This window comes from Nocardia nova NBRC 15556 (assembly GCF_001613005.1).
GTDB classification, from domain to species: domain Bacteria; phylum Actinomycetota; class Actinomycetes; order Mycobacteriales; family Mycobacteriaceae; genus Nocardia; species Nocardia nova.
The window spans coordinates 1-11,790 of the sequence record NZ_BDBN01000074.1 but is presented as its reverse complement, the minus strand read 5'-3'; the positions used below and the strand labels follow the sequence as shown (position 1 = coordinate 11,790).

The 11,790-nt window shown below is 67.5% G+C and carries 11 protein-coding genes; 5 read left to right on the top strand and 6 right to left on the bottom strand.

Annotation, left to right across the window (positions count from 1 at the left end):
• The first annotated feature begins 109 nt into the window (after window positions 1-109).
• On the top strand, window positions 110-592 hold the full coding sequence (locus NN2_RS26330; RefSeq protein ID WP_104379108.1) for a GtrA family protein: 483 nt from the start codon (window positions 110-112) through the stop codon (window positions 590-592).
• A 25-nt stretch (window positions 593-617) separates the two neighbouring features.
• Here NN2_RS26330 and NN2_RS26325 read toward each other — a convergent pair whose 3' ends face one another.
• The 3 genes from NN2_RS26325 to NN2_RS26315 all read right to left on the bottom strand — a co-directional run bounded on the left by NN2_RS26325 (window position 618) and on the right by NN2_RS26315 (window position 4,433).
• Window positions 618-1,238 (bottom strand): pyridoxamine 5'-phosphate oxidase family protein, encoded by a 621-nt coding sequence (locus NN2_RS26325; protein WP_063016870.1) that lies wholly within the window; start codon window positions 1,236-1,238, stop codon window positions 618-620.
• Window positions 1,239-1,608: 370 nt separating this feature from the next.
• A complete protein-coding gene (locus NN2_RS26320) occupies window positions 1,609-3,840 on the bottom strand; it encodes a molybdopterin-dependent oxidoreductase (protein WP_063016828.1) in 2,232 nt (743 codons plus the stop codon).
• Between the two features lie 110 nt (window positions 3,841-3,950).
• The gene (locus NN2_RS26315) at window positions 3,951-4,433 is read right to left on the bottom strand and encodes a hypothetical protein (protein ID WP_036525405.1); all 483 of its coding nucleotides are present in this window, start codon (window positions 4,431-4,433) and stop codon (window positions 3,951-3,953) included.
• 367 nt (window positions 4,434-4,800) lie between these two features.
• Here NN2_RS26315 and NN2_RS26310 point away from each other — a divergent pair, with 367 nt between their 5' ends.
• Together NN2_RS26310 and NN2_RS26305 are read left to right on the top strand one after the other, a co-directional pair.
• Complete coding sequence (locus tag NN2_RS26310; protein ID WP_231509340.1) at window positions 4,801-5,502, top strand: DUF4282 domain-containing protein; 702 nt, start codon at window positions 4,801-4,803, stop codon at window positions 5,500-5,502.
• Between the two features lie 123 nt (window positions 5,503-5,625).
• Entirely contained in the window at window positions 5,626-6,498 is an 873-nt protein-coding gene (locus NN2_RS26305) for a helix-turn-helix domain-containing protein (protein WP_063016826.1), read from the top strand.
• A 28-nt stretch (window positions 6,499-6,526) separates the two neighbouring features.
• Here NN2_RS26305 and NN2_RS26300 read toward each other — a convergent pair whose 3' ends face one another.
• Window positions 6,527-6,880: a MarR family winged helix-turn-helix transcriptional regulator gene (locus NN2_RS26300; protein WP_036525409.1), complete on the bottom strand. Its 354-nt coding sequence runs from the start codon at window positions 6,878-6,880 to the stop codon at window positions 6,527-6,529.
• Between the two features lie 236 nt (window positions 6,881-7,116).
• Between NN2_RS26300 and NN2_RS26295 the strand changes: the two genes are divergently transcribed.
• Window positions 7,117-8,583: an MFS transporter gene (locus tag NN2_RS26295; RefSeq protein WP_063016868.1), complete on the top strand. Its 1,467-nt coding sequence runs from the start codon at window positions 7,117-7,119 to the stop codon at window positions 8,581-8,583.
• A gap of 61 nt (window positions 8,584-8,644) precedes the next feature.
• On the opposite strand, the gene NN2_RS26290 is transcribed toward NN2_RS26295, so the two are convergent.
• On the bottom strand, window positions 8,645-9,202 hold the full coding sequence (locus tag NN2_RS26290) for a dTDP-4-dehydrorhamnose 3,5-epimerase family protein (protein ID WP_063016824.1): 558 nt from the start codon (window positions 9,200-9,202) through the stop codon (window positions 8,645-8,647).
• 1 nt (window position 9,203) lies between these two features.
• Window positions 9,204-10,094, bottom strand: coding sequence for a glucose-1-phosphate thymidylyltransferase RfbA (rfbA, locus tag NN2_RS26285; RefSeq protein WP_063016822.1), 891 nt, complete (start codon window positions 10,092-10,094; stop codon window positions 9,204-9,206).
• A 229-nt stretch (window positions 10,095-10,323) separates the two neighbouring features.
• Between rfbA and NN2_RS26280 the strand changes: the two genes are divergently transcribed.
• Complete coding sequence (locus NN2_RS26280; protein WP_082857270.1) at window positions 10,324-11,355, top strand: alpha/beta hydrolase; 1,032 nt, start codon at window positions 10,324-10,326, stop codon at window positions 11,353-11,355.
• The last annotated feature ends 435 nt before the right edge of the window (window positions 11,356-11,790 follow it).

Sequence of the window (11,790 nt, the reverse complement as noted above, 5' to 3'; positions counted from 1 at the left end):
GGTCGGCTGTCGCGTGTCCGCGGCCCGCTCGAGGCGGATTTCACAGCGGCGACCGGGGCGGGAGCGCGGTTGTCGCGGCGTGTGCGGCGCGACCCGCTACTCTCGTGCCGTGAGTGCGGAACCCCATCTTCCTCTTCCGGCCGAGTTGCCCCTGGTAGACGAGCCGGGCGGCACGGATGTCGATCTGAAGACGCAGATTGTCCGGTTCGTCCTCACCGGCGGATTGTCGGCGGTGGTCGACTTCGGGCTGTACGTGCTGCTCATGGCCCTGTTCGGGGTCCCGCGCGATTTCGCCAAGGCCTGCAGTTTCATCGTCGGTACCACCACGGCGTATCTGATCAACCGGCGCTGGACGTTCAAGGCGCCGCCGAGCCGCAGCCGGTTCGTGGCGGTGGTGATCCTCTACGCGGTGACCTTCGCGGCGCAGGTGGGTATCAACGCGCTGCTCAACGACACCCTGCCCGCGATGTCGGTGGATATCGCCGGCCATTCGGTGAAGGGTGCGGTGCTGATCGCCTTCGTCATCGCGCAGGGCGTGGCCACCGTGATCAACTTCGTCGTGCAGCGTGCGGTGATCTTCAAGATCCGCTGACGTTCGGATCGCCTATCCCGAACCGTCAACCCTCCGCGACGAGGGCCCGCGCCTGCGCCTTGGCGCCGAAGTAGTCCCCACCCTTGGCCCGCGGACTGTCGGTACCCCATTCCCGCTCCTCGCGGGCGGCCGGCGTCAGGTGCGGGATGTGCTTTCTGCAGTGGATGTAGGCCTCCTCGACATCCACGACCACCCACCGCTCGGCGACCCGGCCGCGCTCGGCCGGCGGCAGGTCGGGTACCCGGCCTCGCAACGACTGATCGTCGACGATGCGTGCCGATCCGTTGATATGCAGCCCGACCAGGTCGTGGACGAAGTCGATCATCAGGATGCCGACGTGCGGATTCTCCAGGATGTTGCCGAGGGAGGCCATCACTCCGTTGCCGCGGTATTCCGGATAGGCGACCGTGCGGTCGTCGATGACGTGCACGAATCCGGGTTTGCCGGCCCGGAAGCTGGTATCGCATTCACCGTGCCGGTCGGCGGTGGCGATGAAGGCCATATCCATCCGTCCCACGAACTCGCGCATGCGTGAGTTGAGGCTGTTCAGCACCTGTTCGTCGTAGAAACGCTCCGCGCGCTCCTCGGTGCCGAATCGGCGTTGCAGTTCTCGCTCGCCGTCACTGCCGCCTGTGGAACCGGACATGCCACACCCCTCCGGGTAGCTGAGATCCGCACGTGGATGGTTCGGCATTGAACCTGAAATATGTCGAAATCCTATAGGAACGAACGTGTTTCGGATGGCGAAATCAGCGAACCGGCAGATGGGCGCACTGTCTGTGAAGACAATCTGTGAGCTGAGCCGCTACCGCGCATCAGTCTCGCGTACGGGACAGGTGCGCGGCAACGCCCGAAATGCCGTTTGCCTCAGGGCTGCTGGCCGAATTCGAAGGGTGCCGGCGGCCGAACTGCTTGCGAGCGTGCGCTTTTCACATTTACGAGTACGGAGATAGCGCGCGGGTTGCCCGCTGCGCCACGAGCGCTATCCCCCTTGCACGTGCCGACCGGTCGGAGAATCACACCGGCGTGATGGTCACCGGAACCCCGTTGAACACCGCATTCCCGGACACGGCGTCGATGCGGGAATCATCGGTCAGGGCATTGGCATTCACGCCGGCGTGCTCCCGCGCGACCGTCTGGGTACTGCCCGAATGTCCCCATCCGTGCGGCAGGCTCACCACGCCGGGCATGATCCGGTCGTTCGGTTCCACCGGCACGGTCAGCTTTCCGGCCGCCGATTCGATCGCGGCCAGATCGCCGAGCCCGAGGCGGGCGACGTCGTCGGGATGAATATGCAGCGTGCAGGTATTGGAGCCGCCGACCAGCGCCGGTACGTTGTGCATCCAGCTGTTGTTCGACCGCAGCTGCCGCCGGCCGATCAAGACCACATCCGGTCGGGCAGCGGACAATTCGGCCACCAGCCGGGTCGTATCGTCGAGCAGCGGCTGGGGCGCCAGCTCCACCTTCCGGGAGGCGGTGCGCAGCACACCGGGCAGTCGCGGTCGCAGCGCACCCAGGTCGACGCCGTGCGGATTGTCGAGGAGAACCTGCAGGTTCAGTCCCTCGGGCGCCCCGCTCTCGCCGGTGCCGATGTCCACCGGCTGACGATCGGGATTCCACTCGCCGTACGGGCCCAGGCGCAGCATCATGTCGATGCGCTGTTCGGTGGTGTCGGCGCCGATCAATTCGCCGCGTCGCTCGGTGAGACCTGCCTTGTGCAGCGTGCCGGCGATGATCAGCTCGTCCACCTCGGCGACGTAATCGCGCCCGGGCTCCGGTCGCTGCCCCGCCAGGGAAAGTGCGAGGCGGGCAAGTATTTCCGGTTCCGAGGGCCGATCGTCCGGCAGGGCGACCAGCGGCGGGGAATAGCGGGCGTAGTTGTGCACCGCGAACTGCAGCAGCGCGAAATCGTAGTGCGGCGCCTGCAGTGTGCGCGGCGGCGGCAGAATCACATCCGCATGGCGGGTGGTCTCGTTGAGGTAGCGATCCACGCTGACCATGAAGTCCAGCCCGGCCAGCGCTTCGCCCAGCCGTGCGCCCGCGGGCGCCGAGAGCACCGGATTGCCGGCCACCGTCACCAGCATCCGGACCTGTCCCTCACCGGGCGTGAGAATTTCGTCGGCCAGCGTCGCGACGGGGAATTCGCCCATGGCTTCGGGCAATTCGCGCACCCGGCTGGTCCAGCGCCCGAGCCGGAACGGCCGCGTTCGCACGATGCCCAGTGCCGCGGCGGTCGCGAACATCGCGCCGCCGGGCCGGTCGAGATTGCCGGTGAGCACGTTGATCACATCCACCAGCCACTGCGTGAGAGTGCCGAATTCGGCGGTGCAGGTGCCGATGCGCGCATAGACCGCGGCCGTCGGCGCCGCGGCCAGCTCCCGCGCCAGCCGCGCCACGGTCTCGGCGGGGATGCCCGTGCGTGCCTGCACGGCCTCGGGCGTGAACGAGACTGCCGCCGAACGGATCTGTTCGAGTCCCGCCACCTCGACTCGGATATCGGTCAGATCCTCCGCGAAGAGTGTGTGCACGATGCCGAACAGCAGATAGGCATCGCTTCCGGGCCGGATGAACAGATGCTCGTCGGCGAGGTCCGCGGTCCGGGTGCGCCGCGGATCGACCACGACCAACCGCCCGCCGCGTTTGCGCAGCGCCTTCAACCGGCCCGGATAGTCCGGGGCGGTACACAGCGAGCCGTTGGACTCCAGCGGATTGGCGCCGAGCATCAGCAGGTAGTCGGTGCGGTCCAGATCGGGTACCGCGACCGTGAGCGGATCGCCGAACATGAGCCCGCTCGACACCTGCTTCGGCATCTGATCGGCGGTGCTGGCCGAGTACAGATTGCGCGTGCTCAACGCCCGGATGAGCGCCGGCACGTACAGCGCGCCGGCGACTGTGTGCGCATTCGGATTGCCCAGATACAGCGCCGCGGCCTGGCGGCCGTATTCGTCGAGGACGGCCGGGGCCCGCTCGGCGATGAGGTCGAAGGCCTCGGTCCAGGTGGCCTGGCGCCAGGTGTCGGTGGCGCGATCACGGATGATCGGTTCGGCCAGCCGATCGGGGTCGGCGTCCAGCGCCCCGAGGCTCGCGCCCTTCGGGCAGATGAAGCCGCGGCTGAACGGGTCCTCACGGTCGCCGCGCACGCGCGTCACCCGGTCCTGAGCGTCCAGGGTGATCTCGAGTCCGCAGACGGCCTCGCACAGCGGGCAGGTGCGGTGGGTGGTACGGGCTTCTGCGGTGACGCGTGACATGGATCCATCATCGTCGGCGACTCGTCGTCGCGCCGAGATTCATTCGAAATGCACGAAAACCGCGAAACCGCGAGAACAGTGTCGTTCTCGCGGTTTCGCGGATGGTCGATTCAGCTGGCGATGCGAGCGACCTGCGGCTTACGGCCGGAGTTCGCCGAACGCACGGCCGCGGCGATCGCGACGACCGGCGGCAGCCAGCGGGCCTCGGTCGGCGCTACACCCCAGCAGGCCTCGCCGGCCGAGAGCTGGGTGGGCGGCAACGGGATGCCCGCACCGTCGGTGTAGACGATCGCGCCGGCCGCGCGCAGCGCCTCGAGCGCCATCGCGGCCTTGGCGAGTCCGGTCACCAGGTGGATCTCGCGGCGCTCGGCGCCCGGGATCTCGATCACCGGTCCGGACAGGTTGTTGGCCCGCAGGAATCGGCGCACGTTCGCGGCCAGTTCGCCGGCGACCTCGATACCCGACACATTCGTGTCGGTGATCAGGCAGATGCCGTTGGCCGTTTCAGCGACCGTCCACCCGCGCTGGATGTAGTCCTGCGCGGTAGCGGCCAACGTCGCCGCGTGGACGGAAGTCGGAAACGCTGTACGCACTGTGTTCTCCATTCCCCGGGTAGATCTGGGTCCTGCGTCGGTGTTCATGGGACGTATCGGGCCGCGCTACCGGCGGTGTTACAACTTGGTGGAAATTTCTTCGTGATGGTCGGATACGTCACAGGGTCGGGCGGTGATCGCCGGTGGCTATGAACCTTTCGGACCGCCGTTCGCCGCCGTTGTGAACTGCTACGACTACCACCTTTGTGCGCGTCGCTGTGAATCGAATGCGTTGCGGCTGTTGATTCCCTGGCAGGTCGCTGGGAAGAAATGGGACGAAAGTGTGATGTGAGTCGCATGTGACCGATGGGATTCGATCCCGCCGGGAGATTGCTCGCTTCCGCTGTGCCGGGAGAGGATTCGAATCATGAGCGACGACCCGCAGCGGCCCAGGAACCGGGACTCCGATACCGCCGGCGCGCGCGATTCCGCTGGGGGCGCACGAAATATGGACGAAGCACCCGAGTCGCCGGCCGAACGTGCCGGAATCGACGACCGGTCCGGCGAAGGCGAACCGGGCGACGCCGACTACGCGGTGGAATCGCGCTGGCTCGCATGGAAGGACTCCGCACGACGACGCCGGTCGCCGGACGATGCCGCCGAGGAGAGCGATACCGCCGAGGAGGACGAGCGGCCCGAACCGTTCCGGAGTCCGGGCGCCTTCCGGGCCTGGTGCGGTGCGGCCGCCCGCGCGCTGCTGGATGTGCAGTTCCGCACCCCGGCCACGCGCACGCTGCTGCCGCTGGCCTATCTCCTGGGACTGGCCTTCGCGGTCGGCATCCCCCTGGTCCTGGTCGTGGTCCTGTGGCAGGTATCCGCACTGCTGGGATTGATCTTCGCGATCGTGGTGGCGGTGCCGCTCGGCCTGACCATCGCGGCCTCGGTGCGATTGGCGCTGGAATTCCTGGTCAACGCCTCGCGGCTGGCAACCCGGGTGGAACACATCAACACCCTCGCCGACGATCTGTTCCGCGCTCTGTCCGATGTCGCCGAGCCGGTGAACCAGCTCTCGGAAGACGTTCGCGCGGTGCAGTTCTGGCGGTTCCGCAAGCGTCCCCCGCGCAAGTAGCAGCGCACCGGCGGCCCGGCCGATCGGCGCGGCTGTCGGGCGTTGTTCTGTTGTGCAACAATCCGTTCGGGGGTGTCCGGAGCGAATCCCGATGCCCGCGAAGCTTTCTGCCGAGGGGGAAAAATGGCTTCACCGCAGGGGATCACAGGTTCGACCATGCCGCGGCGGCAACTGGGCCGCCGGTTGCGTGACCTGCGCAATCGCGCCCGGATGACGACCCGGGTGGCCGCTCGCCGGCTGGAATGGTCGGAGGCCAAGATCTGGCGGATCGAGACCGGTCAGACCTCCCTGCGCAGCCTCGACGTGGAAGCCATGTGCAAGATCTACGGCGCACCCGAGGCCGAGCTGGAACCCCTCACCGCTCTCGCCCGTGAAACCAAGGCGCGCGGTTGGTGGGCTCCCTACAGTGACGTGATCGCCGAGGGTTTCGACGTGTACATCGGCCTGGAAGAGGCCGCGACCGAAATCTCCACCTTCGAGAACGAATTCGTGCCGGGCCTGCTGCAGACCGAGGACTACACCCGCGCGCTGCTGACCGCGGCCCGGCCGAATCTGAGCCCCGCCGATATCGAGCGCCGGATCGAGGTGCGCGGGCAGCGGCAGCGTCTGCTCACCCGCACCCCGGAGCCGGTGCGGCTGGTGGCGATCATCGCCGAATCGCTGCTGTGGCGGCGGATCGGTGATCCGGCCGTGATCGCGGGGCAACTGGATCATCTGCGCCGCATGTGTGAGCGCCCGAATATCGACATTCGTCTGGTGCCCAACGATTCCGGTTACCACGACGGTCTCGATTCCGGGCGATTCGTCCTGTTGGAATTCGGCGCGGCCGGCGCGGAAACGACCGAGCCGCCGGTCGTTTACGTCGAAAATTTCGGCGTATCCACCTATTTCGATAAAAATTCCGACATCGACCGCTATCGAGGCGCATTCGCGAATATCCGCGCGGCCTCGGTGGACGGGAGGGCGGCCCTGGACGAGGCCATCGCCGCCGCCTGACGCGCTACCGGATTCGGTACCGGCGAATTCAGTGCAGGGTGCGTTCCAATACTTCGCGATGAGTCGGAACGGCGGCGGTGTGGAGCGCGCGGCCCTTGTCGGTGAGGCAGACGAAGATCGCGCGGCGGTCCTCGGTGCACAGGGTGCGATCGACCAGTCCGTCGCGTTCGAGCCGTGCCACCGTACGGGACAGTGCGCTCTGGCTCAGGTGGATGTCGTGGGCCAGATCGCTCATCCGGTAGCTGTCGCAGGAGGCGTCGACCAGGCGGTCCAGCGTCTCGAACTCACTCAGGCCGATGTGGTGTTCGCGCTGCAGGTCCTTCTCCAGCGCACAGGACACCGCGGCATGACGAGCGAGTAGATCGCGCCACTCGCCGACCAAGCCGCCCGGCCCGTCGTTCCGGCCGGCCGGAGACGGGCAACCGGCCTCGGTATCACTCGGCGCGGTGGACGGCAGACCTGCGGCGAGCTCCGTATCCGGTGCCACCGCGTCCGTCGAATGCGCCGGAAACGCTGTCGACGCCTTTGTCATGTCGCCATCCTAGTGCCTGGGGCAGATTCATGCAACTGCATTAAATGCTTGTGCATTAGATGCGCACGCATGTAATGTTCCGCGACATGACTTCCACAGCAACACTTCCGGCCGCCTCGGCGGCCGATACTCGGTGGCCGATCCGGCTCTGGGGCATGCTCATCACGCTGTGCATCGTGCTGTTCCTGGACGGCCTCGACGTCTCGATGGTCGGCGTCGCGCTGCCGTCCATCGGTACCGAACTCCATCTCGAAACCTCGACCCTGCAGTGGCTGGTCAGCGGATACGTGCTCGGCTACGGCGGTCTGTTGCTGCTCGGTGGCCGCACCGCCGATCTGCTGGGCCGGCGCAAGGTCTTCCTCATCGCATTGGCCGTCTTCGCGGTCGCCTCCCTGGCGGGCGGGCTGGTCAGTTCCGGGCCGCTGCTGATCGCGACCCGCTTCGTCAAGGGGCTGGCGGCCGCCTTCACCGCGCCCACCGGGTTGTCGATCATCACCACGAACTTCGCCGAGGGGCCCGCGCGCAACAAGGCGCTGTCCATCTACACCGTCTTCGGTGCGGGCGGCTACTCCATGGGTCTGGTCTTCGGTGGCCTGATGACCGGTTTCGGCTGGCGCTGGACCTTCCTGCTGCCGGTGCCGATCGCGCTGGCCGCCCTGGTCTCCGCGGCGATCCTGGTGCCGAAGGACAAGGGTGACACCGCCGAGGGTGGTCACGATCTGCTGGGTGCGCTGTTCTCCACCGCCGCCATGCTGCTGCTGGTCTACACCGTGGTGTCCGCACCGCAGGCCGGCTGGGGTTCGGCGCGCACCGTGGGCTCGTTCGCGGCTGTGCTCGTCCTGTTCGCCGCGTTCGTCGCGGTGGAGAAGCGGGTGCGGCATCCGCTGATCCGGCTGGGCATCCTGCGCAAGGCCACGTTGGTGCGAGCCAGTCTGGTGATCGTCGCGGTGGCGGGTTCCTACTTCAGCTGGCAGTTCATCGTCACCCTGTACCTGCAGGACAGCCTGGGCTGGTCGCCGCTGACCCTGGCGATGGCGCTGCTGCCGGTGGGGGTGCTGGTGGCGCTGTCGTCGGTGTTCTCCGACAAGCTGGTGGACCGCTTCGGCACCGGCCCGATCATCGCGGTCACCACCACCGTCATGGCGATCGGCTACCTGCTGTTCCTGCGCATCGACACCGCACCGTCCTATCTCGCGGTCATCCTGCCCGCGGTGCTGCTGATCGGCATCGGATGGATCGGCTTCCCGGCCATCAACATTCAGGCCACCAACGGCATCGAGGACGAGGAACAGGGCCTGGCGGCCGGCGTGCTGCAGACCTCCATGCAGGTCGGCGCGGCCATCGTCCTCGCCATCACCACCGCGCTGATCTCCTCGGGGCCGCACGGCAATTCACCGCAGGCGGTGCTCGACAGCTACCGTCCGGGCCTGATCTTCGCGGGCATCGCGGCGATCATCGGCGCCCTCATCGCCTTCACCCACTTCCTGCCTGCCCGCAAGAAGCGGCAGGAGGTCGAGGAGTCCGAACAGGCACCGGAACTCGCGGCGGCCTGAGGTTCCACCCCGAGCGCCACGCCCGGCTCATCGGTTCGAGCCGGGCGTGGCGTTTGCGCGTTCAGCGCAGTTCGCGCAGGCGCGGTGCGGCCGCGTCCTTCGGTGAGCGAAGGACGGTCAGCGGAGTGCCGTCGGAACCGACCGTGGGCCAGTCGATTCCGAGATCCGGGTCGAATGCGTCCAGGTCCCGGTCGAATTCGGGGGTGTATTCGAGCGAACACAGATAGGTGACGGTGGAATCGTCGGCCAGTGACAGCAGGGCGTGGCCGAGTCCTTCGGAGAGAAAGACCGAGCGGCGCGAGACGTCGTCGATCACGACACTGTCCCAGCGGCCGAAGGTCGGGGAGTCGCGGCGCAGATCGACCACGACGTCCAGGAAGGCGCCGCGCATGCATGTGACGTATTTCGCCTGGCCGGGCGGATTTTCGGTGTAGTGGATGCCACGCAGGACACCCGCCGCCGAGGTGGAGGTGTTCATCTGCAGCAGGTCCAGGGGCCGTCCGGTCGCCTTCTCGAATTCCGAGGCCTTGAACGTCTCGGCGAAGACGCCGCGCTCGTCGCCGCGTAACTGCGGCGTGAACTCCCACGCACCGGGGACCGCCAGTTCTCGAATCCGCATCTCAACCGTCCTGTCCGTAGCGATCGTCGCGCCCGCGATTCAGCAGGTCCAGCAGGTAGGTCCCGTATCCGGAGCGCACCAGCGGCTCGGCCAGCCGGCACAGCTGTTCGTCGTCGATGAAGCCCATCCGCCAGGCCACCTCCTCCGGGACGCCGATCTTGAGACCCTGGCGTTCCTCGATGGTGCGCACGTAATTGGCGGCGTCCAGCAGCGAATCGAAGGTGCCGGTATCGAGCCACGCGGTGCCGCGTGCGAGGGTCTCGACCTGCAATCGTCCCTGTTCGAGGTACGTGCGGTTGATATCGGTGATCTCGTATTCCCCGCGCGCGGACGGTCGCAGTCCCCGGGCGATCTCGACGACGTCGTTGTCGTAGAAATAGAGGCCGGGAATGGCGTAGTTGGACCGTGGGAGTTTCGGCTTCTCCTCGATGGAAACGGCCCTGCCCCGGTCGAATTCGATCACGCCGTAGGCCGAGGGATCGGACACCCGATAGGCGAAGACCGCGCCGCCGTCGAGTCCGTCGAAGCGCCGCAGCCGGGTGCCCAGGCCGGGACCGTGGAAGATGTTGTCGCCGAGCACCAGTGCCGCGCATTCGCCGCCGATGTGGTCGGCGCCCAGCACGAACGCCCGGGCCAGGCCGTCGGGTTCGGGTTGCACCACGTAGTCGATCGCCAGGCCGAACTGGGTACCGTCGCCGAGCAGCCGGCGGAAGGCCTCGGCATCCTCGGGCGTGGTGATCACCAGGATGTCGCGAATGCCCGCCAGCATCAGCGTGGACAGCGGGTAGTAGACCATCGGCTTGTCGTACACCGGGACCAGTTGCTTGCTGACCCCGCGCGTGATCGGGTGCAGCCGGGACCCGGTGCCCCCGGCCAGAATGATTCCGCGCATGTGACGCAAGTCTGCCAGCTCTCGCCCACTCGGGCTCGATGAGGTTCCGACTGGACCGCGAAATGGTCACGATGGTTTCGCCGCGGCCTGGTCGGGCGATCAAGTATTGCGTAGGTCACACATCCGTGGTGTTCTGAAACATGAGTGTGTGAGATGTCAGCGCCGACACCTCAGCTACCGAATCTGCCGGTAGCCGGTCGCTCGGCGCCGAGTGGCAGGTAGGTGCGCGATGACCGCGATTCCCATCGGCGAGGCCGAATACCGGCCGGGGCTCGAACCCGGTGTTGTCGTGGATCCGGTGGTGGTGAACCCGGACCGTGCGAGTCTGCATTCGCAAGCGGTGTTGTTCACCTGCCGGGGCGTGGTGGGCCCCGTTATCCGGCGCTACCCGATCACCCCGATGACCATGCCGGTCGCGCGGGTCCTGATCGACCGGCTGGCGGCACTGCGCCCGCAGGTGCGTGGCGTGGAACGCGAACAGGTGCGGATGAGCGGCTTCCGGATGGAGATCATCCGCCCGGCCGGCGCCCGGCGATCCCTGCGCGACGGCGCCGTGATGTACATGCACGGGGGCGGCTTCTTCCTGTGCGGACTGGACTCGCATCGGCCGGTGGCGGCCAGCCTGGCGCGTCGTACGGGGCTGCCGGTGGTGAACGTGGACTATCGGCAACTGCCCGGGACGAATATCGCCGGCTCGGTCGAGGACTGCCTGACGGCCTATCGCTGGTTGTTACGGCACGGCGCCGATCCGTCGCGCATCGTCTTCGCCGGAGATTCGGCGGGCGGTTTCCTCACCTTCGCCACCGCACTGCGGGCGGCGCAGGCCGGCTTGCCCGGTCCGGCCGGCCTGGTCGGCCTGTCGCCGCTGCTGGATCTCGATTACCGGGTCAAGGGCGAGTACATGAACGTCGGTCGCGACGCCTACATCCCGATGGCGGCGGTGCGGCAGATGGTGCGGTACGGGGCCGAGGCGGAGCAACCGCTGGACCCGGCGCTGTCCCCGGTCAACGGATCGCTCACCGGCCTGCCGCCGGCCCTGCTGATCGTCGGTGAGGACGAATTGCTGCGCTGCGACAGCGAATTGATGGCCCACCGGCTCACCGCGGCCGGGGTGCCGAATTCGCTGGAGCTGTGGCGCGGACAGGTCCACGCCTTCATGAGCATCCTGCCGAATATGCCGGAGAGCCGGGCCGCACTGGCCCGGGTTGCGCGATTCGTGCGGGCGCGGGTCGAACCGGAAGAGGCCGCGCGGACCGCCTGACAGGTACGGCCCGTAGGCGGCAGCGGAGCGTAACCACGGAGGGCCGGACCTGTCAGGCGCATCGAACACCGCCTGACAGGTACGGCCCGGAGGCGGCAGCGGAGCGTAACCACGGAGGGCCGGACCTGTCAGGCGCATCGAACACCGCCTGACAGGTACGGCCCGTAGGCGGCAGCGGAGCGTAACCACGGAAACGACAGTGCCCCGCCCACCGTGACGGTGGGCGGGGCACTGTCTCTGATCCGAGGTATCCGCCCGCTCAGGGGGACGGGCAGCCTGCGGAATTACTTGGCCGGCGCCGGCGCCGGCGGGTTGAACGGCGCGGTGGTGGTGGCGAAGTACTGGATCGCGGCGCCGATGGCGACCGGGGCGGTGATGAAGATCTGCCCGGCGAGCACGCCCAGGAAGCCGACGGCGGCGGCACCGGCGACACAG